The sequence below is a fragment of the Bacillus sp. GW821-FHT01G09 genome (genome assembly GCF_059422205.1).
In genome coordinates this window covers 1-25,096 of the sequence record NZ_JBWKWL010000008.1, presented here as the reverse complement: position 1 = coordinate 25,096, position 25,096 = coordinate 1, and the positions used below count along the sequence as shown (strand labels likewise).

Here is a 25,096-nt window from a genome sequence, read left to right as displayed (position 1 = left end):
TACACCAAAGCTTTTTATTGAATAAATGTGTGATATTCGTGGTAATGCGGATTTCGGTCAAGCGCCTCTTGGCAGTCTTCACATATCGTCAAAACATGGACATCTCCATTTTCTTTATAAGAAATCATATCGTTTCTTTCCTCATTTGTTAAGTGCTGAAATCCAAGTGAGTCTGTCGATACCATTGAAGATTCGAGACTGCCTACTTTCACTCCGCAATGACGACAATAATAATGCAAAGCCATACAAGGGACCTCCTGATGAAAAAGTCATTTTGGTGTAGTATGGACTTTGTTGTTACATTTTATACCTTTGCGTTAAATTCGTTCATGACTTCTAAAAACGGTTTACTCAAAGAAGCCTCACAAGCCTTCACAGATTTATCAACCGCTTCTTCGATCTCAGGTGCCTCCTCCTTGGTAAAGGAGCCTAACACATAATCAACGACCTTCATGCCGTTTACAGGCCGGCCGATTCCGATGCGGATACGGTCAAACTCGGATGTACCAAGATGCTGGATCAGTGATTTGATGCCATTGTGCCCTCCGGCGCTTCCTTTCGTTCTTAAACGGATCTTGCCAGTAGGAAGGTCAAGGTCGTCGTAAATGACTGTCAAATCTTCATTATCGACATCATAGTAGTCCATTAAAGGCCGCAAACATTCTCCTGATAAATTCATATATGTAAGCGGTTTAACAAGTAGAACCTTTTTGCCGGAAACAAATCCGGTTCCGTATAATCCGTTAAATTTATTTTGATTCAGCTCTATATTCCATTCCTTTGCAAGCTGATCTATCACCATAAATCCGACATTATGCCGTGTATTTTCATAGTTCTTCCCCGGGTTTCCGAGACCGGCAATCACAAGCATGGCGAATCCTCCCTTAGTCACATAACTCCCGTCTTCATAAACGGGCTATAATTCTTCTCATTCTAGCACAAAAGACGTAACCGCGGGAGGGTTACGCCTTAAGCTTTTATTGTTCGTTTTCACCTTCAGGCTGAGCATCGGCAGATTCCTCTTCATCGACCTCAGCTGCTTCCTGCTGCTGCGGAGGAAGGATTGAAGCCACAACCTCATCTGATTCATGATTAAAGGAGTAGTCACCGCCAGCAGGCAAATCCGCAATCGTCAGTACTTCATTTACATCGAGGCTTGTAATATCGGCCTCGATCGTTTGCGGAATGGCTTTTGGCTTGGCCTTTACAGTAAGTGCATATAACGGCTGCTGCAGTACGCCTCCGTTTTTCACTCCAATGGCTTCTCCGGTCAGATGAATCGGAACTTCCACTTCAATGTCCTCACTCATATTAACTACTTGAAAATCAGCATGAGTGATTTCATTTTTCAACGGGTCCGTCTGCAGGTCTGTTACCATGACTGAGTGTTTTTCTCCGCTGACCTCAAGCGTAATGACTGCATTTTTGCCTTCGTCCCTCAGCGTTTTGATGAGCTCCACACTGTCTAATGACACAGGTTTGTTGCCCGTATCCTTCCCATATATGATACCTGGAACATGTCCTGAAGTACGGATATTCCGAAGAGACGAACGAGTAAAGTCCGTTCTTTCTTTTGCCGTTAAAGTTGCCATATTCAGCACCATCCTATTGTCGTTTTAGTTGTCCTATTACAAACAATACCCATAACGATAAGGATTTAAACCTCGAAAAATGGTTTAGCTGAACAGATAGCTGACTGATTGCTGCTCATGAACGCGAATAATCGCTTCGGCCAGAAGCGGTCCGACTGAAAGCTGCTTAAAGCGTTCAATTTTCTTTTCTTCAGGAAGCTTGATGCTGTTTGTCACAACAAGCTCTTTAATTGTTGAATTATTAATCCGTTCAACCGCAGGGCCTGATAGTACAGGGTGTGTACAGCATGCATATACTTCTTTCGCTCCGTTTTCAACGAGCGCATTAGCAGCAAGTGTAATCGTACCTGCAGTATCAATAATGTCATCGATGAGGATAGCAGTCTTCCCTTCGATGTTACCTACAATATTCATGACTTCCGCCACGTTTGGACGCGGACGGCGTTTATCGATAATCGCAATTGGCGCTTTTAGTCGGTCAGCCAGTTTGCGGGCACGTGTCACACCGCCATGGTCTGGTGAAACAATGACGATATCTTCAAGATTTTTGCCTTCAAAATATTCTCCTAAAATCGGAACACCCATTAAGTGGTCAATCGGTATATCAAAGAATCCTTGAATTTGCGGCGCATGCAGGTCAAGTGCAATCACACGAGTCGCACCGGCTGTTTCAAGCAGGTTAGCGAAAAGTTTAGCTGTGATTGGCTCACGGGATCTTGCTTTTCTGTCTTGACGCGCATAACCGTAATAAGGAATAACAATGTTAATCGTTTTTGCAGAAGCGCGTTTTAACGCATCTACCATAATCAGCAGTTCCATAATATGCTCGTTAACGGGGTCACTTGTAGACTGGATGATGTAACAATCACATCCACGAATACTTTCTTCGATATTAATTTGGACTTCCCCGTCACTAAATCTTGTGACAGAACATTTCCCTAATTGAACTCCAACTATATCTGCGATTTCTTTTGCAAGCTCTGGATTCGAATTCAAAGAAAAAATCTTTAAATTCTTATCTCCGTATTGATTAGACATGGATAAACCTCCGAATTTAGGATTATTTTTTATGAATATTTTTCACATAATCGTCTTTATTTACTTGTCTCGCTCTGGCAATAGCAAGTGCTTTTCCAGGTACATCTTCCGTAACAGTTGAACCTGCCGCCACATAAGCGCCTTCTCCGACTGTGACAGGGGCAACCAAGTTGGAATTGCAGCCGATAAACGCGCCATCTTCAATTTTTGTCAAATACTTATTCTTTCCATCATAATTGACAGTAATTGAACCGCAGCCCAGGTTTACATCAGTGCCTACCTCAGCATCGCCGACATAGCTTAGATGAGATGCCTTGCTTCGGTCTCCGAATTGAGTCTTTTTAATTTCTACAAAATTCCCGATCTTCACTTCATTCCCGATGACAGAATCAGGTCTGATGTGAGCAAAAGGTCCTATGTTTACATCATTCCCCACTTTACTGTGATTGACTACCGATTGTTTAATAACCGTACGGCTGCCAATGGCACTATTCATAATCTCCGTATGAGGGCCAATAATCGTATCTTCTCCGATTTGCACCTCACCTTTAATCACAGTTCCAGGGTAAATCACAGTATCACTTCCGATAACAGCGTCAGGAGAAATATACGTATTCATCGGGTCGATCAACGTCACGCCATTTTGCATATGCCGTTTATTAATGCGCTCTTTCATAAATTGTTCTGCCTGAGAAAGAGCAACTCTATCATTAACTCCGAGCGTTTCTTGGAAATTACCAGTCTGGTAAGCGGCAACAGTTTCGCCTTCATTTTTAAGAATCTCTATGACATCCGGCAAATAATACTCGCCTTGGGCATTATCATTAGACACCTGATCAATAGCCCGAAATAGCGCTTCATTGTCAAAACAATACGTACCGGTGTTGATCTCAGTTACAAGACGTTCTTCTTCAGAGGCGTCCTTATGCTCAACGATTTTTTGAACCGCTCCGTTTTCGCTGCGAATAATGCGGCCGTATCCGGTTGGATCTTCTGCAACCGCAGTTAAAATCGTAGCTTTTGCTTCTCTTTGTGTATGTTCTTTCAGCATCTGTTCCATCGTCTCTGCTGTCAAAAGCGGCGTATCTCCGCAAATGACAATCGTGACGCCTTTTTCGTCAGCAAGAAATGGCTGTGCCTGTTTTACAGCATGAGCAGTGCCAAGCTGTTCTGCTTGAAGCGCGTACTCGCTTTTATCACCAAGCTGCTTTTTCACTTCTTCCGCACCATGTCCGACAATCGTGACAAGCTTCGATAAAGATAATTTTAAGGCTTCGTCCACGACGTGCTCTACCATAGGCTTACCGCAAACTGGATGAAGGACTTTATAAAGCTTCGATTTCATTCTCGTTCCTTGTCCAGCCGCTAAAACAACTGCAAACCGCTTATCCATTTATTGGCCTCCAATATCCCTTTTATCCATAGAAAAATATATCCTAAATATCTTCTGATTTCAAGGAGACTTCATGAAGTGCAAGAATTTTCTATTGAGTGCAACTAAGTTTGAAAAATCAGAATTAAAAAAGGACCGCCGGCAAAAGGCTTATGTCAGCCCTTTCAGCAGTCCTTGCTTTTTGGTTATTTTTTAAGAAGCTCCAGCTTCTTCGAATTCTAATGCTTCAGTGTCACCCAGACGATGATACTCATTTAACACGGCATCTTGAATCTTTCCTCGCGTGCTTGAATTAATAGGATGAGCAATATCGCGGAACTCTCCATCAGGGGTGCGTTTACTCGGCATCGCAACGAAAAGACCATTGTTTCCATCAATCACACGAATATCATGTACAACAAATTCGTGATCCAGCGTGATGGATGCAATCGCTCTCATGCGACCATCGGTATTCACGCGGCGTAATCTTACGTCAGTAACTTCCACAGTAGTTCACCACCTTTTCCCTATATAAAAGCATTAGTGTATCAATTCCACGATTTTTTCTGAAATCCTGCTCGTTTTTAAAATATTTTTTGAAAAAATAGGATATAGTTACACAATTAGGTCATAAAGCTTTCATTTCGGGCATAAGGTAAATAAAAAAGTGATCCCGGGCTCTCCCAGAATCACTTTTCTTATTATTTCACCAGTGCAATAACTTCAATCTCGACTAACGCATCCTTCGGGAGTCTCGCGACTTCAACACAAGATCTCGCCGGTTTGTGAGTGTCAAAGTATTGTCCGTACACTTCGTTTACTTCCGCAAACTGTTCCATATCCGCGATAAATACAGTTGCTTTTACAACTGTTTCAAAAGAAGCACCCGCTTCTTCCAGAACCGCCTTTAAATTGCTGAATACTTGATGAGTCTGCTCCTTAATATCGCCGTTCACCATTTCGCCTGAAGGAGTCAAAGGGATTTGGCCTGAGCTGTAAAACATATTGTTGACGATAATCCCTTGTGAATAAGGCCCGATTGCCGCTGGGGCATGTTTTGTGTGGACTGCTTTTGTCATGATTCTGTCTCTCCATTCTTTAAAAGATTGTCTTTAAAAAAACGCAGAAAATTGCCATTCTGAATTTCAATGGACTTCTCTTTCATGTTGATGGTTGAAAGAGTAAGAAGTGACATATATTCATCAACAAGACGTTCATCTACTCCTTCGGCTTCAACTAAGACGCCGATTCCCGCCACATTTGCGTTAAACTCATCCAACAGGTTAATCATACCATTAATTGTGCCGCCTGCTTTCATAAAGTCATCAATAATGAGTACGTTTGAACCCGTTTTCATGCTTCTTTTCGCAAGTGACATTGTTTGAATGCGGTTTGAGGAGCCTGAAACGTAATTAATGCTGACTGTGGAGCCCTCTGTTACCTTATTGTCTTTACGAACGATCACAACAGGCACATTCAAATAGCTTGCAGCTGCGTACGCAAGAGGGATGCCTTTCGTGGCAACGGTCATGACAACATCAATTTCGCGCTCTGCAAACACGGAAGCAAACAGCTTCCCTACCTTGGAGAGTACAGATGGCTTCCCTAAGATATCCGTTAAATATACATAACCGCCCGGAAGGATACGCTCAGGATTTGCCAGCGACTGTCCAAGTGTCTGCACAAACTCTTCAGCTTCAGCCTGCTTCATTTTCGGAATATATTTAACGCCTCCGGCAGCTCCGGGAACAGTAAGCAAAGTACCAATCCCCTGCTGTTCAAAGGTTTGTTTAATAATTGTTAAATCTTCACTGATGGATGATTTTGCAGATTCATACCGCTCAGAGAAAAAGGTTAGCGGTATTAACTCGTGCGGATGGGTTAACAAATAATTTGTTAAGTCCACCAATCTGCCGCTGCGACGAAACTTCATGAACTTACCCCCAAAATCCGAATATTTTAAGATCAATATAACTTAACATACGGATTTAATCAAGAGCGTTCTGTTCGCCGATCATTCTCACCGCATAAACTTGATCGCAGAAGCCTCTTAACCCGTTATAAATTCTCTGCACCTTCGACTCATACTGAACCAGTCCAAACACTGTCGGGCCGCTCCCGCTCATTAGCACGGCATCTGCACCAAAGCGTTTCATCTGGTTTTTGATCATCGCAACTTCAGGATGCATATCGAGTGTAACAGATTCAAGCACATTGCCTAAACGGCTGCACATCTTCTGAAAACTCTTTTCTTCTATCGCCTCGATCATGCCTTGTACATCAGGATGCTCTATACCATCCAGTTTCAGGGCTCTGTACACTTCAGCAGTTGAAACACCAATTGTCGGCTTCGCTAAAATGACCCAGCAGTGCGGAGGCGTGCTGATATGTTTAATTTTCTCGCCGCGCCCTGTTGCTAATGCAGTTCCGCCATAGACACAAAATGAAACGTCAGAGCCAATTTCCGCTCCAAGCTCAGCAAGCGTTTCCGCAGACAGATTTAAATTCCACAGTCTGTTCAGCCCTCTGAGCGTCGCCGCCGCATCACTGCTTCCGCCGGCAAGACCGGCAGCCACCGGAATTACCTTCGTAATCATGATGGAAACTCCCTTTTTCACGTTGTATCTGTCCTTGATCAGCTTGGCAGCCTGATAAGCTAAGTTTCTTTGGTCATCAGGCACAAATCGGTTGTGGGAGGAAACCCTCACTTCATCCTCTGCAAGCTCCGTCAATTCAATTCGATCAGCTAAATCAATTGTCGTCATGATCATTTCGACTTCATGATAGCCATCCGGGCGTTTTCGGGTGACGTCAAGTGACAGATTGATCTTAGCTGGCGCTTTTTCTAAAATACGCATAGCTTTCACCTACTTCTCCATCTAAACATAAGTATGAACATTGTATCACATTTGAAGTACAGGATGAACATATCCATATTCAGCCCATTATGTATTTATATCCAAAATAAAAAAACCAGGGAACAGCACGTCCCCCGGGTCACATCCTTATCGGTTATTCTGATTCTGAGCCATTTGCTGTTCGGCGATTTCAATGGCACGCTTCACCATGTTACCGGCATCGCGGGCCCGAATTTCACCCCAGCCGCCATTTTTTACTGTGTCATAAAAACCAAGGTCTTTAGCCAGCTCATATTTAAACTCATCTGACATAACTCCACGACGTCTGCCCAAACGAAACAACCCCTTTTTTAGAAGTGATAGCCATTCGTGCACGTCACGATAATATGTGACTGTTTTATCTTTTGTTAAATCAGATGGAACTTTCGTTAAAATTACTGGAAACAAAAAAGGGCAAAACAAAAAGCAGTAAACAAAAGGTTCACTGCCCGTTAAAATGCCACTGAGCTTGCGGCGTCATCATTAAATGTCAGCTCAACAGTCTCAGTCAAAATATCAGCATAACTGTATGAAACTCTTTCAAACGAGTTCTCGTCTTGATCTAGTTGTATCACAAAAACAGAAGGGTACGTCTCAGCTAAAATGCCCGAACGCTCAATCGTTTTTCGGCGGCCACCGTTTGCTTTTAACGTCAGCCTTTTACCTAAATTCCCATCAAGCGATCTTTTAATATCGGACAACGTCTTCGCCATTGCATCCACCTCACTACATTTATTGTACAACACGAGCCCATTTTTGTCAAATAAAATTTAAATTATATCAACGTTAATAAGACGTTGTCAATAAAATTATTTTGACAAAATTCTATGATTCCTCAATTATGTTCCGCAAGTTTCGGTAAATTATGTATCATTATGCAAAATAAAAAACCCGCATAGCTCTCCTATGCAGGTTTTCAACTGTTAATTGGACTTATAAGGCATACCAATTCTCAGAACTCCTCTTGTTTCAATACCTCCAAGCCCTTTCTCTCTTGTCAGCGTATTACGGAGCACTTCCCATACATTAATCCGTTCCATAAACGGCGTAAAGCTGATCTTCGCGACGATATATACCGGATCAAGCGCATGAATATTGACTCTTGATGGCGAACTCGCAAAATTCGCACCCGCTCTGATGAGTGATTCAAAATGGGATTGGCAAGCCCCCGCAAAAATAACAAGCTGATCTAAGTGAGGGATCTTTTTTCGGGCTGTTTGAACTGTTTCAACAAAGTGCTTAGAATGTCTGTACGCATTCAAATCATCAATACCGCCCTTTTGCTTCGAGTAAGCATCATGCCCTGTGATCACCAGGATGTCAGGTCGATATTTGTCGAGCAATTCTTCAATAGAAGCAGACATTTTCTTTTCATGGCAATGGATGCCATAGACCGGCACTCCAATTTTTTTATAGACATTCAGGCATTTTTTCAGATATGCTTCATCGCCATCCAGATGAAGCACTTTGCCCGGCATATGGAAATAATGCTCCTGATGCTGATATTGGCTTGTCGCATAGTACTCCTGTTTTTCTCTGAGCAGCTTATAATCCTGGCGGAGCAATTCGAGCGACTCATTCATTCTGCTCTCATCTTTCTTTTTCCGCATCATCTGCTCATCTTTTTTCACTGCTACCAGATCAGAAAAATCCGAATCAGCAATCAGCCTGACTTCATCTCCATGCAAAATGGCAATTGAATTTCCTTTGCTTGTTTGCTCTATTCCTATAATTCGAAACAAAACATCCATCTGATAGGATTTTCTGGCTACCATATCCCCTATTTGAAATTGCACATTCCTCACTCCACACATAGACTAAGCCTCATCATGAAAGAAAGAGCCTTGAGAAAGCGCCTTTTTTCGCTGAGTCCAAGTTTTTTCTTATCATTGAATGAAAGGTCCTTCTCTAGCCTATGTAGCGGCAGTCCATGTGGTGCGCAAAACAAAAAGCCCTTTTAGAAAAGGGCTTTATACAATCCGTTAGACAGCGCTGCGAACTCCTCAATAGACAGGGATTCACCTCGGCGCTTACCGTCAATATTTGTTTCTTTGAGCACTTGCTCAATCGTTGATTTTTGTGCTTTTCCTTCAGGCAGATTGTTAACTAAGTTATTGAGCAGCGTTTTACGGCGCTGTGCAAAGCTTGCCTTGATGAGCTGAAAGAAAAAGGATTCGTTTTCCACGTCCACTGCCGGACCGTCTCGGAGAATCAGACGGATGACTGCGGAATCGACATTAGGCTGAGGAACAAATACGGTTTTCGGAACGATCATCACCGTTTTGGCTTCTGTATAAAACTGCACCGCGATTGAAAGCGAGCCGTACTCCTTAGATGAAGGATCAGCCGCCATGCGCTCAGCCACTTCTTTTTGCAGCATGACCACAATCCCTTTCAGCGGAAGATGCTCTTCAAGCAGTTTCATGATAATCGGTGTTGTTACGTAATAAGGAAGGTTGGCAACTACCATGATCTCATCACAATCTTGAAATTGTTCTTCAATGACTGATTTGACATCAGCCTTTAACACGTCCTGATGAATGACAGTGACATTGTCGTAAGGTGACAGTGTATCCTTCAGAATCGGCAATAATCGCTGGTCAATCTCAAATGCCACGACCTTTTTCGCCCGCTTGGCAAGCTGTTCGGTTAAAGCCCCGATTCCCGGGCCGATTTCAATGACACCTGTTTTCTCTGTCACTTCCGCGTGATCGACAATTCTGTTTAAAATGTTCGTATCAATTAAGAAATTCTGTCCTAAGCTCTTTTTAAAAGAAAAACCGTATTTCTTCAGTATCTCTTTCGTTCTAATCGGTGTCGCAATATCTTTATTCATTCTGTTCCTCCCGCATAACGGTATCGAGCGCACTCATAAAATCACTTTTTTTAATTTGAAACATTTGCAGCCGTTTTTGAAGCTGTTTGCCATTTGTATAGCCGATTTTCAACAGATCACCCAGTCGTTCCCGGCGGCGTTTGGCCGCAGGTCCGCCTATTAGTCCGGCATGAATCAAATCCTCAGCTGAAATGTCACTCGGCTGCGCTTCCATCTCCTCATGCACATTTTCTAAACATGCCCTAATGCTTTCAACCGATGCATGCTCCACACCAATTCCCCGCTTGTTTTTAGGTTTGGCAAGATGTTTTGGCAAAAATGCATGCTTACAGCCGGGTACAGCCTCTGAGATGGTTTTGCGAATCTTCTCTCCCGGAAAGTCCGGATCCGTTAAAATAATGACGCCTCTGGTCTTCTGGGCCAAACGGATTTGGTCAATCACATGATCATCGATGGCTGAACCATTTGTTTCAATTGTGTCTGCATCAACAGCCAATTTGATGCGGGCCGTATCGTCACGCCCCTCGACCACAATGATCTCTTTAATTTTCATTATTTCCTCCAAGACAAAATAAAAACTTTTGTATATTCATGAAACTTTTTCTTATGTCGAGCGTCTAATAAGCAGAAAATGCACTTTGTCTATTATAACGAAAAAAACAGAGGGCGCAAAACCCTCTGAATACATAAGTACATATTAATTTAAGATTTTAATTTTGACTGTTTTATTTCCCCATCGGTACGCCGATGATTTCTCTGGGAAAAAGACGTCTATCTTGTTCCCTTTAATCGCTGAACCGGTATCTGCAGCAATGGCATATCCATAGCCTTCCACGTGGACTTTGGAGCCTAGCGGAATGACATTTGGATCCACAGCGATGACTTTGGCATTCGGATTATTTTTTAAATTGACGCCTGTCGCTGTATGTCCTGAACAACCGCTGCAGCTTGCCGTATAAGCCGTAGATGATACAGTCATGACTTTGCCTGTTGATTCATTGCTGCGGGACACAACTGTTTTTGAATCACCTGAAGCACTAACCGTTTCAACTTTTGGACTGCTTTGCTTTGTGCCGACAGCAATCACTTTATCTTTGCTTTGTTCAGCTGTTTCTTCTTTTACAAGCTCTCTGGACACTTCTTTACCGTTTTCTTTAACGACTTCGAAATGTTTTTTTAGCTTGCCTTCTTTTCCTTTTTGGACGACCTTTTCTTTCCCTTTTTCAAGAGAAGCGTCTTCTTGCTTTTTCACATCGAACGCAATCTTCTCTTCAACTACATCGGTGACCTTTTCGATACGAGTAATTGTAATATCAGCCTTTCCTTTCGTCAGCTTTGCATCTAACGCAGGCTTGATTTTATCTTCGTCTTTTATGTTCATCTTTTGCTGTTTTAAAAAGTCAGCGACCGTAGTCGAAGTCGTCCAGATCTTCTTTTGTTTCCCTGCATCATTCACAGTAACCTGAAATGCGGGCTCTATGTTAATCTTCATGTCTTTCGAAATATCTGTATCTATTGCAGGATCAATTTGATCTTGTTCTTTCACATCAACATCTTGTTCGTCCAGTAATGCACCGACCGTTTTTGCTGTTGACCATAATGTCTTTTCTTCCCCGTTTATTGTAAGCTTCACAGGTTTTGCAGCCTCATACACAACGTCCATGTCTGCTGTTATCTTTGTCTGTTTAGCAGGTGTGATCTTGTCTTCGTCTCTTGTCTTTATATCAAGCGTCTCCAAAAGATCACCGACTGTATTTGCATGTGTGCGTATATGTTTCTTTTTGCCATTGATAGAAACTGAGACTGATTGTTTCGTCAGCTCATGAGCCGCGTACGCAGTCCCGCTTCCTGCCAAAAGCAAACAAGCAGCAACCAGAATGACTTTGCTTTTGCTAAGCTTTACGGAAAACAGCTTTTTCATTTTTTGTGTGATGAAAAACGCCTCCTTCTCCTCGGAGAGATTATATAGAGTATCTAAAAGGCTGTCAACCCTCCCTTCTCTTTCTCCCAAAAGCTCAGTGTCCTCTTCATTATCCTGAAATACACTGAGAAACGGAAGAAAGACTTGTCGACAAACCTATCCTATGAGGAGAAGAAAGCATGTAGAACTTTTATAGAAAAACGCTGTAAGGGACAAGCTCTTACAAAACCCGCTAGCGTTTTTTGTCAGTTTATACGGAAAAGTCTTTTCGCATTTTCAGTCGTGATTGACGCAATCTCTTCAAAGGTCATTTCTTTTAATTCGGCGATTTGTTCTGCCACATATTTCACATAGCTTGGCTCATTTCTTTTCCCGCGGAAAGGGTGCGGTGTGAGAAACGGGCAGTCCGTTTCAATCAGCAACCGGTCATTGGGAATTTCCTTCACTACTTCCTTCGGTTTCTTCGCATTTTTAAATGTCACCGGTCCCCCAAATGATAAATAAAAATTCATTTTCATGCATTCTCTTGCCACTTCCGCACTTCCTGTAAAGCAGTGCATGATTCCGCCCACAGCTTCTGCGCCTTCCTCTTTCAAAATGCTCACGACATCCTCCGTTGCATCACGGTTATGAATGATAATAGGCAAATTGACCTCTTTCGCTAAGGCGATTTGTTTTCTAAACACCTCTTTTTGAATATCTTTAGGTGATTTATCCCAATGATAATCCAGTCCCATTTCCCCTATCGCTACCACTTTCTCATGAGCAGAAAGCTCTTTAATCCACGCTAAGTCTTCCTCTGTCATGTCAATAGCGTCAACAGGGTGCCAGCCAATGGCTGCATAAATAAAATCATATTCCTCAATCATTTCCATCGCACGGGTAATCGTCGGACGGTCAAAACCAACTACGACAATTCGTTCAACTTTTTCAGCTTTTGCCCGTTCAATAACCTCATCCAGATCAGTATCATATTGTTCTGCATTTAAATGCGCGTGAGTGTCAAACAACATAAGTGAAAAACTCCTTTCTTGTCGAAACACAAAAGGTGTTCGACGAATTGTTACACGTGAAACACCTTTTGTTTATCATTATTTAATTCTTGTGCCTTTTGGTAACGACTGATCGATAGATACGACCTTTAAAACGCCGTCTGCTTCTCCTGCAAGGATCATACCTTGAGAAAGCTCTCCTCTGAGTTTAACCGGTTTTAGATTTGTTACACAAACGAGTTTTTTTCCAACAAGCTCTTCAGGCGTATAATGCTTCGCAATGCCGGATACCACTTGGCGCTTTTCAAAACCAAGATCAAGCTGCAGCTTCAATAAACGGTCTGCTTTTTTCACTGGTTCTGCCTCAATGACCTCAGCTACGCGAAGCTCTACATCCATAAATTGATCAATCGTAATTTCAGGTAAACGATCGACCTCTTGCGGCTCTTCTTCTTTTGTTTCTTCTTTCGCTGGTGCCGAACCTTGCATTTTCCCTTTGATGTAAGCAATTTCTTCTTCTGCCTCTAAACGAGGGAACAATGGCTCGCCTTTTTGTACTTTTGTATCTTTCAGCTGGCCGAAAGTTGTAATGCTGTCCCAAGCTTTTAGAGATTCATCGGTAATGCCCAGCTGCTCGAACATTTTTTCTGGTGTTTTTGTTAAGAATGGCTGAAGCAGTACCGCTGAAATACGCAATGATTCAGCGAGATGATACATAACTGATCGCAATTCTTCTTCTTTTGCCGGATCTTTCGCAAGCACCCATGGAGCTGTCTCATCAATGTATTTGTTTGTGCGGCTGATGAGCTGCCATAAAGTCGAAAGTGCTACCGAGAACTCCATATTTTCCATTGCTTTCTCATAAGCTTTCACTGTTTCTTCAGCAACCGAAGTGAGCGTTTGGTCAAATTCCGTAACAGCACCTTTGTAAGAACCGATTTGTCCGTCAAAATACTTATTAATCATCGCAACAGTACGATTCAATAGATTTCCTAAATCATTCGCTAAATCATAGTTAATCCGCTCAACAAATCCTTCCGGCGTGAATACACCGTCAGATCCGAACGGCACTTCGCGAAGCAGGTAATAGCGAAGCTCGTCTAAACCATAGCGCTCAATTAATGTAACCGGATCTACAACGTTTCCTTTTGATTTCGACATTTTTCCGTCTTTCATCAAAAGCCAGCCATGCGCGAATACTTGCTTCGGCAGCGGAAGATCCAGCGCCATCAGCATAATTGGCCAGTAAATAGTATGGAACCGTACAATCTCCTTACCGACTAAATGAACATCGGCAGGCCAATATTTTTGATAAAGCTCATCATTTTCTGTATCATAACCGAGTGCCGTTAAATAGTTAAATAGTGCGTCAATCCAAACATATACAACATGCTTTGGATTTCCCGGCACCTTCACGCCCCAATCAAAAGTGGTACGTGATACTGCCAAATCCTCAAGTCCAGGTTTGATAAAGTTATTAATCATTTCGTTTTTGCGTGATTCTGGCTGAATGAATGTCGGGTTTTCTTCATAGTATTTCAGAAGGCGATCCGCGTATTTCCCCATGCGGAAGAAATAAGATTCCTCTTTGATCAATTCAACTGGGTGACCGCTGTCAGGGCTTTTTCCGCCGATGACCTCTCCCTTTTCATTCCGCTCAATATCAACGAGCTGAGTTTCCGTGTAGAACGTTTCATCAGGGATGCTGTACCAGCCTTCATACTCATCAAGATAGATGTCCCCGTTATCAAGAAGCTTTTGAAACACCTTTTCAATGACAACTTTATGCCGTTTTTCTGTCGTGCGGATAAAGTCGTCGTTTGAGATTTCAAGCTGCTTCCACAGTTTTTGAATATCTGCCGCTGCGCGATCCACATACTCCTGAGGTGTAATGTTTTCCTGTTCAGCTTTTTGCTGGATCTTTTGTCCATGCTCGTCCGTTCCCGTTAAATAGCGAACATCGAACCCTTTTAATCTTTTGTAACGTGCCATTGCATCTCCTGCGACTGTCGTATATGCATGGCCGATATGTAATTTTCCGCTCGGATAATAAATCGGTGTTGTAATGTAAAATGTATTGTTTTCTTGCGGCATCTTGAAACCTCCTAATCAGAATGTCAAAAAGCTCCCGCCCAAAGGACGAGAGCGGCGATAAGTGCAAATCATATATGAATATTATTTATATTTATCCTTTATCTATGATACCATCTTAGCCTTTAAGATCAAGAATATATACATACACCCTGAAAAAGAATAATTAAAATTAAAAATCTTTAATGAAAATAAAAAAAGTCTGTTCGTGTCGAATTTTGTCGTATATAATCAAATGAAATAAAAAACTTTGGTTCGAAAGTCTTGATTTAAAAGGATTTTTAGTAGGATAATAGCTTTATTAAATATTTATAAAATGCTGTTATTTCGGTAGTTTCTAAGACATTACTGACTATAAGAACTAATTCTTACAATCAATAGTAAACAAAATGATTGACGATTATTGGAAACCTTGTTATGCTATGAAGGTAAGGATTTTGTCGAATAATGACGAAGAAAAATATAATTTAAACAAATAAGTATCTCTTGGGAGGAGAATGTTTATGAAATCTACTGGTATTGTACGTAAAGTTGATGAATTAGGACGTGTAGTTATTCCTATCGAACTGCGTCGTACTCTTGGAATCGCAGAAAAAGATGCTCTTGAAATCTATGTTGATGATGAAAAAATCATCCTTAAAAAATATAAACCAAACATGACTTGCCAAGTAACTGGTGAAGTTTCTGATGATAACCTTAAACTTGCAGGCGGTAAATTGGTTCTTAGTAAAGAAGGCGCTGAGCAAATCATCAGCGAAATCCAAAACCAGCTTCAAAACCTTAAATAATCATTTCTTGTACAAAAAACGTTCTTGTTATGACACAAGAACGTTTTTTTATTGCTTAATATGGTAAGCATCGTACACTTCACGCTTTGGTACATTGCGATCGACTGCTGCTTTTTTAATGGCTTCTTTAGACGTAGCGCCTTTCGAGATGTAATGCTCGACATGTTCTTTCGCAGTGAGGGTTTCCCACCATTGTTCTTCCTCATCTACCTCTTCATTATTACTTCCTTCTACGACAAGACAAAACTCGCCGCGTATCTGATCTTCGTTTGCCCATCCAATGACCTCAGATATGGTTCCTCGGATAAACTCTTCATATTTCTTAGTGAGTTCACGCGTTACAGCAATTTCCCGATCTCCTAATATCTCTGCCATCGCTGACAAGGTTTCCTTCAATCTGTGGGGCGCTTCATAAAAAATGATTGTTTCCTGCCGTTTTTTAAGGGCTTCAAGCTCCTTCTTCTTTTCTTTTTTCTGTCTGTTGAGAAAACCGTAAAAGAAAAAAGGCTGCGGTACAATACCTGAAGCAATAAGAGCTGTTAATGCGGCATTTGCTCCCGGCAACGGAACAACATAACCGCCTATATCCGTAAAATCCTTTACAATTTCCGCTCCGGGATCAGAAATCGTCGGCAGACCGGCATCACTGACAAGAGCAATGTTTTTTCCCGACTTCAGCCATTCAATAATTTTGTGCCCACTGCTTTCTTTATTGTGTTCGTGATAGCTGACGAGCGGTGTTTCAATTTCATATACATGACAAAGCTTTTTCGTTTGCCTCGTATCTTCCGCAGCAATCGCATCCACTGATTTCAGCGTGTCGATCGCCCGGAATGTCATATCCTCTAGATTTCCGATTGGGGTTGGGACCAAGTAAAGAATCCCCATGTCCGACTTTCCATTAAAGCTCATTTGGCGCCTTAACATATACAGCCTCCTTGCTGTTCCGCTTTTCTTCTATATAAAGCTCTTTTTTCTTCCGAGTTAGTTTTTTGAAATAATATTCCGCCTGCATAGCTTCCCGCTTTGTTGAAAAGCTCTCGGCAAAAATTAATTCAACCGGACGTCTTACTTTTGTGTACTTTGCGCCCTTTCCATCATTGTGCGTTTTCACTCGTTTATGCAGATCGTTGGTATATCCGGCATACCAGCTATTGTCCTTACATTTCACGACGTAGAAGAAATGGTTATTTGTCTCCATATAAAATGGTCCTGATTTCTTTTGTATATTCATTTTGTTCATCATAAACGAATAAGGGAGGAAGAATTTTCAAATCTGGACGCCCGCCTTTGATACCTTCAACCAGAATGGTATTGGCTTCTTTCCCTTGCTTCGGATAGACAAATTGTACACGTTTCGGCTCGATTTGATAAGCCTTCATCAGTTCAAAAATCTCCAGAAGCCTTCCCGGCCGGTGAACAAGAGCTGCTTTTCCCCCTTGCTTGAGCAGTTTGCTGCTGACTGAAATGACATCCTCCAGCGTGCAGTGGATTTCATGTCTTGCGATTCGGAGATGCTCGTTCATGTTTTGTTCAGTTTGTTTCGGCGTTTTAAAATACGGCGGATTGCAGGTGACAACATCATATCGATTATGTCCAAGTTTCTCCGGCATGTTTTTCAGGTCATCATGTATGATCTGGATCTGATCGTCCAGCTTATTATACTCCACGCTGCGAACAGCCATATCATGCAGCCTTTCTTGAATTTCGACTCCCAGAATGTCTGCTTTTGATCTTGTACTGAGCAGCAGCGGCACAATACCATTGCCGGTGCATAAATCAACGATTTTCCCTTTTTGAATCGGAACGTACGCAAATTTGGACAGAAGCACAGCGTCCAACGAAAAAGCAAACACTGTTGGGCTTTGTATGATTTTCATGTCCTCTGCCAGCAAATAATCTAATCTTTCATCATCATGTAATGAAACCATCTTCTTATCCTTTCAGTACCTTTGAAAAAGGCTCCCGTCTTATGCGGAAGCCTTTTCCCTATTTTTTATTTAAGAATGACAGACAGAAAAGACAATCCTCTTTTCGAACACTTCCATAGTGGACATTGCAGATATGAAATCCTTCTTGATACAGACGTGCCAGATTATCATATCCTTCCCCTATATCAGTTTGCTCTGTCTTCTGTGTTTTTGATTCTTTTTTATCAGCTTTGAACTTTTCAATCTGCTGCGTCGTATCGTCCAGCCGTTTGCGCAAATGCTTGTTTTCAAGCTGTAAATGATGATTTTCCTCAATCATCTCACCGATATGCTGCTTCAAATCCCCCAGCTGCCGGTACAGTGAGCCAATTTGTTCTTCTAAGTTAATGACTGTATCAAATAACTCTTTTTTATCCAAGGTTCCACACCTCGTTAATCTGTGGTTTGTGCGGATACGACGCCCTCTTCCAAGAGCTCTTCCCAAGTATATTCTATCACTTTTTCACGGTTTATCAGTTCCACCTGAAGCACCCGTTCCAGAATATTTAGTCCGACGACCTTCGCGGGACCGTTTGCTGTCGTAATCATTTCTCCTATATCCGGAAGCTGTTCTTTTGCCGTCTCATACTCATCGTTCTCATATTTTAGACAGCACATCAATCGTCCGCAAAGGCCCGAAATCTTCGTAGGATTTAAAGACAAGTTCTGATCCTTGGCCATTTTAATGGAAACGGGTTCAAAATCTCCAAGGAACGTTGAACAGCAAAGCATTCTTCCGCAAGGACCGATTCCTCCGAGCATTTTTGCCTCATCCCTTACTCCGATTTGGCGCAGCTCAATTCTTGTCTTAAAGATAGAAGCCAAATCCTTTACAAGCTCTCTAAAGTCGACTCGGCCGTCAGCAGTGAAGTAAAAAATGACTTTATTGCGATCAAACGTGAATTCAACATCGACCAGCTTCATATCCAAGCCATGCTCAATCACTTTCTTTTGGCAGATATCAAATGCTGATAGTGCTTCCTGTTTATTTTCTTCTACAATGAGAAGATCGCGCTCGTCTGCCACACGTATCACTTTTCGAAGGGGAAGCACCACATCATGCTCATCCACCTGTTTATTTGCAATTACGACCTGGCCGTACTCAACGCCTCTGACAGTTTCTACAATTACGCAGCTGTCATGTTCTATATGAAATCCATTCGGATCAAAATAATATATTTTACCCGCTTTCTTAAAGCGGACACCAATTACATTGTACAAGCTTATCCCTCCTGCAACATTAACACCAAGTGCTCCATTAATCCTTGTACATTCACATTGGAATGAAGCCGTTTCTTTGCTTCTAAAACAGCAAGTATCTGATTCGTAACGCTTTGTTGTGTTGATTGTAGCGCATGCTGTTTTATTGATTGGAATAAGTCTTGATAAATCAATTTATCTTCATTTCCTATTTGGATGGACAACACATCACGATATATCAATAAGAGCATATCAAGACCCATTTCTTGATGGGTTTTTTCTTTGAAAAAGGGCATCCATTGATCTTGAATAAAGAAAAAAGCATGTCCTTTCCGCTGGTGTAGGACTTCATACAATTTTATCACTTTCGCTCTAGACTCTGCAAACTCATCATTTCGACTTAATTCGACTGCTTCTGCTACATTATTAGTCATGTTGGCCAGAAGCCTTGCCATATGAGGCGAGACGTCCTGTTCGATCAGTCTGTCTTCAATTGCTTTCGGCTGCAAAGGCTGAAAAGGAAGGGTTTGGCATCTTGAAATGATGGTATCCAATAACCTTTGGGGCTGCTCAGTGATGAGGACGGCCATTGTGTCTTTGTTCGGTTCTTCTAAAAACTTCAGCAGGCTGTTCGCCGCATTTGCTGTCATTTGATCTGCGTGCGAAATAATATACAGCTTTTTATGCGATTCAAGTCCTGTCTTAGAAAACTCTTCTTGGAGCGCTTGAATTTGCGCCTTTTTGATTGATAAGCCATCAGGCTGAACAAGATGGAGATCAGGATGGTTCCCTGACTCTATCCGTTTACAGTTTCGGCAGCTCTCACAAGGCTCCGCGCCATCCTCCAGACAAAAGAAGCTTTTTGCAAGAAGCAGCGCGGCATCAAGCTTGCCTGTTCCTTTTTTCCCCTCAAACAAATAAGCGTGTGATAGTCTGTCCTTCTCAATACTATTATATAAAAGCTTCATCACTCTGGGCTGAAGCTCGTTCATTTCCTTCCAGGATATTGCCATTGTATCACTCTCTATGTGTAAAGGTTAATTAATAAACCTTTTATTTCGCCAATACGCTCCAGCAAATCTATTGCCGGTTTTTCCTGATCCATCATCTCTTCCGTAAGCTGTATCAATTTGTCATCTATTTCTTTCACAAGTCCCAGCGTTCTGCTGTTCCCGTAAAGGTCAAAGCTTTTCGATGTTTCATGTGAAAGGCCGCTGTCCACAGCTTCTTTGACAAAACGTTTCACAAGTCCTTTAAATCTCGCTAAGTCTTTAAAATTCCGAGATTTCGTTAGCCTTTTTCCGAATGCTTCTATATCAGATAACAGCCTGGTAAGCTGATCAAGCTTCATTTTGCTGCTTTGGTTTTCCATTGATGTTTTAAACGATGCTGTGATCTCAGATGTTTTCACAGAGGGAATCTGCTTATTATCTATAAATGTACGTATATCTTTATTAATTTTCACAGTTTCAGATCCTTAAAATTGATGAAATTCATCGACTGGAAGGACAAATACTGTCGCTCCGCCAACTTCAACTTCGACTGGATAAGGGACATAGGAATCAGCATTTCCACCCATTGGAGATACAGGGGCAATCATCTGATCACGTTTCTGCCCGTTTTCTTTAATGAGACTCAACGCTTTATTGACGCGTATATCCTCGACACCGATCATAAACGTTGTATTGCCTGATTTAAGAAATCCTCCTGTCGTCGCAAGCTTTGTGACTCTGAAGTTGTGATCCGTTAAGGTTTTCAAAAGTCTGTTGCTGTCCTGATCTTGTACAACTGCCACTATCAATTTCATCTGTGAAGGCCTCCTTTAGATTGGAAACAACGTGATCTCGTTTACATTATTATATCAACTATTGGGAAACAGGTCACAATTGAATTTTTTTCAACGCTTCATCGATTACCTTTAGAACATCCTGAACGACGAGGCCTTTGGATTGCCCGGCATCAACTGAATGAAATCTTTCCGGAAATCGCTTCATCAGCTCTTGATAACCTTCTTGTACTTTTGTATGAAAGTCCAGTTTTTCTAAATCGAGCCTGTTTTTCTCCCGTGAGCCGTTTGCGTAAATACGCTTCAGTCCTTCTTCCGGATCAATTGAAAAATAAACCGTTACATGGGGCATCATATCTCCAATGGCAAATTCATTAATGGACAGAACCTCATCAATTCCAAGCCCTCTTGCATATCCTTGATACGCAAGAGAACTGTCTATGAATCTGTCGCAAAGAACGATAAACCCCTGTTCTAAAGCAGGTTTTACTTTTTCAACTAAATGCTGGCGTCTTGCAGCCGCATATAAGAGAGCTTCTGTTTTTGGGTCCATTAATGTATTGTTCTCATTCAGAATAACCTCTCGAATTTGTTCTGCAATATCTATTCCGCCTGGCTCTCGAGTTGCCATAACCTGAAGGCCTTCTGCTGTCAGTATGTTTTTGATCTCCTGCAGAACAGTCGTTTTCCCTGCACCTTCAGGACCTTCGAATGTAATAAATAAACCGCTCATGATTTCTCCTCTTCTATATAAACAAGTAGTTGTTTCTCTTTGATTTTCATATTCCCTTGAACATGCGTTTTCATGCTGATCAAGCGGCTGAGCTTTTGCACACTTTCTTTTGTTATTCTTTCTCCCGCCATAATCATCGGGATACCCGGAGGATAAGGGATGATATCTTCTGCATTCAGCCGGCCAGCTGCTTCCTCAAAGCTCACATATTCTTTCTTAAACGAATGTAAGACCTTTTTTGGATAAGGCAAGACAGTAACAGGCTGCACACCCCATTCTGCAGAAACAAACGTCTGATCCGGAGGTGTTTTCTCAATCTCTTCATCGATGCTTCTAATGGTTTCAGCGTTTATTCTCCGTTTTCCTCCCAATGGGAGAACGAGCAGAACTTGATTTTCATCAGCAAGCTCAGTGAATATGTTGGCACGCTCTAAAATGCTTTGCAGCGTATAGCCAGAATGCCCGCGTTTTGAACGAATTGTGAGCTTCAGCGGGTCCGTGATGATCAGTGGATTAGCAGGGTTAACAGCTTCTGCATTTGTAAGTGAATCAAACGTTTGTTTAAGTGTTTGTATCCGCTGCAGAATGTCAGAAAGCTTTTGTTCTTCTATAATATGCTGTACATAAGCGCGGGCAATATCTAACGAAGCCATAATCGGATAAGACGGGCTGCTGCTTTGTAATCGGTATAAATACTCTGCAACCCGATCCCTGTTAATCCTGCAGCTGCTGTTGAGATGCAAATAAGAACCCATCGTCATGGCAGGCAACGTTTTGTGGGCCGACTGAACAACAATATCTGCCCCCATTTTTAAAGCTGAGACCGGAAAAGGCTCACCTAAAATAAAATGTGCGCCATGAGCTTCATCGACCAAAACAGGAATTCCGTAATGATGGGCTTCAGTAATGATCTCAGTCAAATCAGCACTATGTCCGTAATATGTCGGATTGGTCAGTACCAAGCCTTTCGCATCTGGATATGCTTCCAGGGCCTCTTTAATTGTTCCAAGCGGAACATGCGTAGGCACATGCATCGCTGAATCAACGTCAGGTGCAAGATAAACCGGCTCAGCACCGGCAAAATCAACAGCATGAAATACAGATTTATGACAGTTTCTTTGAACCAGAATTGTATCACCAGGTTCACAAACAGATAAAATCATCGCTAAGTTTCCGACAGTCGTACCATTTACCAGAAAAAAACTTTCTGCTGATCCATATAATTGACTGGCAAGCTCCTGAGCTTCCTTAATCACCCCAGAAGGATGATGGAGATCATCCAGTCCTGCCAGTTCAGTTACATCAATGGTGAGAAGCGGATCGAATATTGACTTAGCGTCATCAAAAAAGACATCTCCATTGTGATGTCCCGGAACATGAAATGAATGAGAATTTCTTCTCGCATGTTGAATTAATGCTTTATATAAAGGTGTGTTCATGAAAACAATCCTTTGAATGTGTCTTCTTACACCTTATTATATCGTGCCTCTGAGAGAACTTAAAGCCAGACTTACTGGTAACTATCTTTCCTTTATTGTAAGCAGCTTTTGCTTCAGGTCGCCTTCCATCATCATAAGCTCTTCTTCTGCCTGACGGCGTTTGATTCGTCCTTCTTCTTGTATAGTCAGTGTTTCTTCAAGCGTGCTTATTAAGCTTTCCTGCACCTTCTTCAAGGTATCTATATCAACCAGGCCCCGTTCATTTGCCCGTGCAGTTTCAATTGTATTGGTTTTTAAAAGCTCCGCATTTTTCAACAAAAGCTCATTGGTTGTATCAGATACTTTCTGTTGTGCATCCACTGCATTGCGCTGCCTTAAAAGCGTCAGTGCAATGGCAACTTGATTTTTCCATAGCGGAATCGCTGTCACAATGGATGACTGAATCTTTTCAGCTAACGCTTGGTTTGTATTTTGAATCAGCCTGATTTGCGGTGCACTTTGGATTGTAATTTGCCTGCTCAGCAGCAAATCATGCACCCTTTTATCTAACCGGTCAGCAAATTGAATTAAATCATTCACCTCTTGAACGGCCATTTGGTTATGATCACTCGATTCAGCCTGTTGCTTCAGTTCAGGAATCGTTTTTGTTTTTAATTCCTCCAGCTTCAGTTCTCCTGCAGCAATATAAACATTCAGCGCGGCAAAATATTCTTTATTTTTTTCATATAACTGCTCTAACAGCTTGTTGTCACTGATTAAAGCATTTTTAGAGTGCTCCAGCTTCAAGCTGATTCTGTCTATCTGCACACTGGTCTTTTGGTATTTAGACAGCACCTCTTGAAGAGAACTTGATACTCTTCCAAACATGCGTGCCAAAAAACCCTTTTTCTTAGATTGGAGATCATCAGGATTTACTTGCTCCAGCTTTTTCATCAGCTCTCCAAGTATTTCGCCAATCTCCCCGACATCCTTCTTTTGAACATGATTAATCATATCATGAGAAAAGTTCAGCAGTTTAGATTGAGCTTGTGAACCGTATAAGACAATACTTTGCATATTTTTATGATCAATCTGTCCAGCAAGCTGAATTGCTTTTTCCTTGTTTTCCTCAGGAAGAACATCAACAAGCCGTACTTGCTCTTTCTCTGCTTTTACAGCCTCCGAACCTGGTATCTCTATGTTACCACCAAAAGGATCTGCCAATAATTCATCTATATGAAGGTCGCTTTGGTCTCGGTTCATCGCTCTTACCCTCTTCCCTTATTTCTTTAATGAATGTTTTGCTGCGTCTAATTCAAACTGCAACTCGTCAATTTCATCACCCATTACTTGAGTTAAATCTTCCTCTAAACGCTTGGTCAATTCAGTAAGAGTGATGCGTGTCTCACTTAACGACATCGACAGTTCTTTGCTTTTTTTTGGGTGAGATGATAGAAAAGCATACTTCTCTGTCAATTCAACAACCGAATCGAGAGTTTGATAAAAAAATCGTTCTGCCTGATAAAACCGTTTTGGCTCTTTTTTGGTGAGGAGATAAATCCTTCTCACAATCCTTAGCATTTCTGCATTTTGCTTAAACATTTGAATGCTTTTAGCCTGAAACAAGGCTTTTCTAAGACGGATCATTTTCTGCCTTGCTTCCTCTAAGTTTTTCTTAATGTAAGCATACTCTCTTCCTGTCAATTCATGCTTTTTAAGAAATAACCGTCTTGCATTCCAGATGCCAGCTGTATATACGGCTGCTCCAGAAGCAAGCCCATAAACAAAAGATAAAAAAAGCGACTGGTTTAAACCAAAAAAGCTCAATATTCCTATGAAAACAAAAGTCGCACTGCTAGTTAAACTCCACATCAAAAAGTGAAAAAATCTCTGCATGAGATAATCGACTCCTGTGTCTATACTCAGTTTTAATATTATTATCTACTACGTTCAATCCTTAAACAAGTTTCATCTTCTTTTTATTATTAAGAGTACAAAAAAAGACCTTTTCAGGTCTATGAATATAATGGCGGTGTATGAATGCTCTTTAATTTTTTTACGTAAAAGGCATAGTCAGGATCAGAAGTTGATGTAGAAATTACTTTTCTCTCACAATCTAAGCATATGAATTTCGTATAAAGATGAATGCCTCTATTCTTCTCTTGATCACAAATCACACATGTATGATTAAGTTTAACTGTTTCGTCCATCTTCTCCACCTCCGTACAATTAGCCTCCCCTTAAAACGGATATTGTATACACTATTTAGATCTTTTTGAAACTTTAAATCAGTATATGGGCTATATAAGCCCTCGGTGTTTGTATTTGTTTGATTTTCTCGATCTTGAGTAAACAAAAAACCCAGCTCAATGAGCTGGGTTTAAACTTGCTTGGCGGCGTCCTACTCTCACAGGGGGAAACCCCCGACTACCATCGGCGCTGAAGAGCTTAACTTCCGTGTT

Annotated in this window: 31 protein-coding genes and 1 rRNA gene; 1 reads left to right on the top strand and 31 read right to left on the bottom strand. The window is 41.6% G+C overall.

Features of this window, described 5'->3' with window-relative positions; genetic code table 11:
• Positions 1-14 precede the first annotated feature (14 nt).
• From fin to metG, 17 genes are all read right to left on the bottom strand, one after another.
• A complete protein-coding gene (fin, locus tag AC07VD_RS20500) occupies positions 15-245 on the bottom strand; it encodes an anti-sigma-F factor Fin (RefSeq protein WP_003243417.1) in 231 nt (76 codons plus the stop codon).
• Positions 246-304: 59 nt separating this feature from the next.
• On the bottom strand, positions 305-871 hold the full coding sequence (pth, locus tag AC07VD_RS20495; RefSeq protein WP_003226727.1) for an aminoacyl-tRNA hydrolase: 567 nt from the start codon (positions 869-871) through the stop codon (positions 305-307).
• Between the two features lie 106 nt (positions 872-977).
• On the bottom strand, positions 978-1,592 hold the full coding sequence (locus tag AC07VD_RS20490; protein WP_029317167.1) for a 50S ribosomal protein L25/general stress protein Ctc: 615 nt from the start codon (positions 1,590-1,592) through the stop codon (positions 978-980).
• 84 nt (positions 1,593-1,676) lie between these two features.
• Positions 1,677-2,630 carry a ribose-phosphate diphosphokinase gene (locus AC07VD_RS20485; protein ID WP_003218353.1) on the bottom strand — a complete coding sequence of 318 codons (954 nt, stop codon included), beginning with the start codon at positions 2,628-2,630 and terminating at the stop codon, positions 1,677-1,679.
• 22 nt (positions 2,631-2,652) lie between these two features.
• On the bottom strand, positions 2,653-4,023 hold the full coding sequence (gene glmU, locus AC07VD_RS20480; protein ID WP_015382564.1) for a bifunctional UDP-N-acetylglucosamine diphosphorylase/glucosamine-1-phosphate N-acetyltransferase GlmU: 1,371 nt from the start codon (positions 4,021-4,023) through the stop codon (positions 2,653-2,655).
• A 192-nt stretch (positions 4,024-4,215) separates the two neighbouring features.
• Positions 4,216-4,509: a septation regulator SpoVG gene (gene spoVG / locus AC07VD_RS20475; protein ID WP_003218346.1), complete on the bottom strand. Its 294-nt coding sequence runs from the start codon at positions 4,507-4,509 to the stop codon at positions 4,216-4,218.
• Between the two features lie 194 nt (positions 4,510-4,703).
• Entirely contained in the window at positions 4,704-5,081 is a 378-nt protein-coding gene (ridA, locus tag AC07VD_RS20470; RefSeq protein ID WP_003226738.1) for a 2-iminobutanoate/2-iminopropanoate deaminase, read from the bottom strand.
• The gene (purR, locus tag AC07VD_RS20465) at positions 5,078-5,935 is read right to left on the bottom strand and encodes a pur operon repressor (protein WP_003218342.1); all 858 of its coding nucleotides are present in this window, start codon (positions 5,933-5,935) and stop codon (positions 5,078-5,080) included. Before purR ends, ridA begins: the two co-directional genes overlap by 4 nt.
• 55 nt (positions 5,936-5,990) lie before the next feature.
• On the bottom strand, positions 5,991-6,860 hold the full coding sequence (gene ispE, locus AC07VD_RS20460; protein ID WP_003226742.1) for a 4-(cytidine 5'-diphospho)-2-C-methyl-D-erythritol kinase: 870 nt from the start codon (positions 6,858-6,860) through the stop codon (positions 5,991-5,993).
• A gap of 147 nt (positions 6,861-7,007) precedes the next feature.
• Positions 7,008-7,193, bottom strand: a complete 186-nt coding sequence (locus tag AC07VD_RS20455; protein WP_003218333.1) for a small, acid-soluble spore protein, alpha/beta type — start codon at positions 7,191-7,193, stop codon at positions 7,008-7,010.
• 158 nt (positions 7,194-7,351) lie between these two features.
• Entirely contained in the window at positions 7,352-7,612 is a 261-nt protein-coding gene (veg, locus tag AC07VD_RS20450) for a biofilm formation stimulator Veg (protein ID WP_003218330.1), read from the bottom strand.
• Between the two features lie 210 nt (positions 7,613-7,822).
• Complete coding sequence (gene prtG, locus AC07VD_RS20445) at positions 7,823-8,695, bottom strand: sporulation-specific protease PrtG (RefSeq protein ID WP_014475574.1); 873 nt, start codon at positions 8,693-8,695, stop codon at positions 7,823-7,825.
• A 161-nt stretch (positions 8,696-8,856) separates the two neighbouring features.
• Positions 8,857-9,735 (bottom strand): 16S rRNA (adenine(1518)-N(6)/adenine(1519)-N(6))-dimethyltransferase RsmA, encoded by an 879-nt coding sequence (gene rsmA / locus AC07VD_RS20440; protein ID WP_040081077.1) that lies wholly within the window; start codon positions 9,733-9,735, stop codon positions 8,857-8,859.
• Positions 9,728-10,288 carry a ribonuclease M5 gene (rnmV, locus tag AC07VD_RS20435; protein WP_015253010.1) on the bottom strand — a complete coding sequence of 187 codons (561 nt, stop codon included), beginning with the start codon at positions 10,286-10,288 and terminating at the stop codon, positions 9,728-9,730. The genes rsmA and rnmV overlap by 8 nt, the downstream gene beginning before the upstream one ends.
• Before the next feature lie 144 nt (positions 10,289-10,432).
• A complete protein-coding gene (locus AC07VD_RS20430) occupies positions 10,433-11,746 on the bottom strand; it encodes a ubiquitin-like domain-containing protein (RefSeq protein WP_015715099.1) in 1,314 nt (437 codons plus the stop codon).
• Between the two features lie 155 nt (positions 11,747-11,901).
• On the bottom strand, positions 11,902-12,669 hold the full coding sequence (locus tag AC07VD_RS20425; RefSeq protein ID WP_336805678.1) for a TatD family hydrolase: 768 nt from the start codon (positions 12,667-12,669) through the stop codon (positions 11,902-11,904).
• A 78-nt stretch (positions 12,670-12,747) separates the two neighbouring features.
• On the bottom strand, positions 12,748-14,742 hold the full coding sequence (metG, locus tag AC07VD_RS20420) for a methionine--tRNA ligase (protein ID WP_342819784.1): 1,995 nt from the start codon (positions 14,740-14,742) through the stop codon (positions 12,748-12,750).
• A gap of 494 nt (positions 14,743-15,236) precedes the next feature.
• Here metG and abrB point away from each other — a divergent pair, with 494 nt between their 5' ends.
• A complete protein-coding gene (abrB, locus tag AC07VD_RS20415; RefSeq protein ID WP_003226760.1) occupies positions 15,237-15,527 on the top strand; it encodes a transition state genes transcriptional regulator AbrB in 291 nt (96 codons plus the stop codon).
• A 48-nt stretch (positions 15,528-15,575) separates the two neighbouring features.
• Here abrB and rsmI read toward each other — a convergent pair whose 3' ends face one another.
• The 14 genes from rsmI to rrf all read right to left on the bottom strand — a co-directional run.
• The gene (gene rsmI / locus AC07VD_RS20410) at positions 15,576-16,454 is read right to left on the bottom strand and encodes a 16S rRNA (cytidine(1402)-2'-O)-methyltransferase (protein WP_003243457.1); all 879 of its coding nucleotides are present in this window, start codon (positions 16,452-16,454) and stop codon (positions 15,576-15,578) included.
• Complete coding sequence (locus tag AC07VD_RS20405) at positions 16,429-16,728, bottom strand: GIY-YIG nuclease family protein (protein WP_003242983.1); 300 nt, start codon at positions 16,726-16,728, stop codon at positions 16,429-16,431. The genes rsmI and AC07VD_RS20405 overlap by 26 nt, the downstream gene beginning before the upstream one ends.
• A complete protein-coding gene (locus AC07VD_RS20400) occupies positions 16,715-17,458 on the bottom strand; it encodes a tRNA1(Val) (adenine(37)-N6)-methyltransferase (protein WP_003244526.1) in 744 nt (247 codons plus the stop codon). The genes AC07VD_RS20405 and AC07VD_RS20400 overlap by 14 nt, the downstream gene beginning before the upstream one ends.
• A gap of 58 nt (positions 17,459-17,516) precedes the next feature.
• Positions 17,517-17,876, bottom strand: coding sequence for a DNA replication initiation control protein YabA (gene yabA / locus AC07VD_RS20395; RefSeq protein ID WP_003218308.1), 360 nt, complete (start codon positions 17,874-17,876; stop codon positions 17,517-17,519).
• Between the two features lie 14 nt (positions 17,877-17,890).
• A complete protein-coding gene (gene ricT, locus AC07VD_RS20390) occupies positions 17,891-18,718 on the bottom strand; it encodes a competence/sporulation regulator complex protein RicT (RefSeq protein ID WP_003226767.1) in 828 nt (275 codons plus the stop codon).
• A gap of 2 nt (positions 18,719-18,720) precedes the next feature.
• Positions 18,721-19,710 (bottom strand): DNA polymerase III subunit delta', encoded by a 990-nt coding sequence (gene holB, locus AC07VD_RS20385; protein ID WP_003226770.1) that lies wholly within the window; start codon positions 19,708-19,710, stop codon positions 18,721-18,723.
• An 11-nt stretch (positions 19,711-19,721) separates the two neighbouring features.
• Positions 19,722-20,162 (bottom strand): YaaR family protein, encoded by a 441-nt coding sequence (locus AC07VD_RS20380; RefSeq protein ID WP_009966249.1) that lies wholly within the window; start codon positions 20,160-20,162, stop codon positions 19,722-19,724.
• A gap of 12 nt (positions 20,163-20,174) precedes the next feature.
• Positions 20,175-20,504 (bottom strand): cyclic di-AMP receptor DarA, encoded by a 330-nt coding sequence (gene darA / locus AC07VD_RS20375; RefSeq protein ID WP_003242755.1) that lies wholly within the window; start codon positions 20,502-20,504, stop codon positions 20,175-20,177.
• A gap of 73 nt (positions 20,505-20,577) precedes the next feature.
• On the bottom strand, positions 20,578-21,216 hold the full coding sequence (gene tmk, locus AC07VD_RS20370; protein WP_003226776.1) for a dTMP kinase: 639 nt from the start codon (positions 21,214-21,216) through the stop codon (positions 20,578-20,580).
• Positions 21,213-22,655: an aminotransferase class I/II-fold pyridoxal phosphate-dependent enzyme gene (locus tag AC07VD_RS20365; protein ID WP_494721969.1), complete on the bottom strand. Its 1,443-nt coding sequence runs from the start codon at positions 22,653-22,655 to the stop codon at positions 21,213-21,215. Before AC07VD_RS20365 ends, tmk begins: the two co-directional genes overlap by 4 nt.
• Before the next feature lie 81 nt (positions 22,656-22,736).
• Complete coding sequence (locus AC07VD_RS20360) at positions 22,737-23,897, bottom strand: toxic anion resistance protein (RefSeq protein WP_015715091.1); 1,161 nt, start codon at positions 23,895-23,897, stop codon at positions 22,737-22,739.
• 18 nt (positions 23,898-23,915) lie between these two features.
• Complete coding sequence (locus AC07VD_RS20355) at positions 23,916-24,530, bottom strand: 5-bromo-4-chloroindolyl phosphate hydrolysis family protein (protein WP_014475561.1); 615 nt, start codon at positions 24,528-24,530, stop codon at positions 23,916-23,918.
• 119 nt (positions 24,531-24,649) lie between these two features.
• Positions 24,650-24,844 (bottom strand): anti-sigma-G factor, encoded by a 195-nt coding sequence (gene csfB, locus AC07VD_RS20350; RefSeq protein ID WP_003243294.1) that lies wholly within the window; start codon positions 24,842-24,844, stop codon positions 24,650-24,652.
• 178 nt (positions 24,845-25,022) lie between these two features.
• Positions 25,023-25,096 (bottom strand): 5S ribosomal RNA (rrf, locus tag AC07VD_RS20345); the annotation flags it as partial.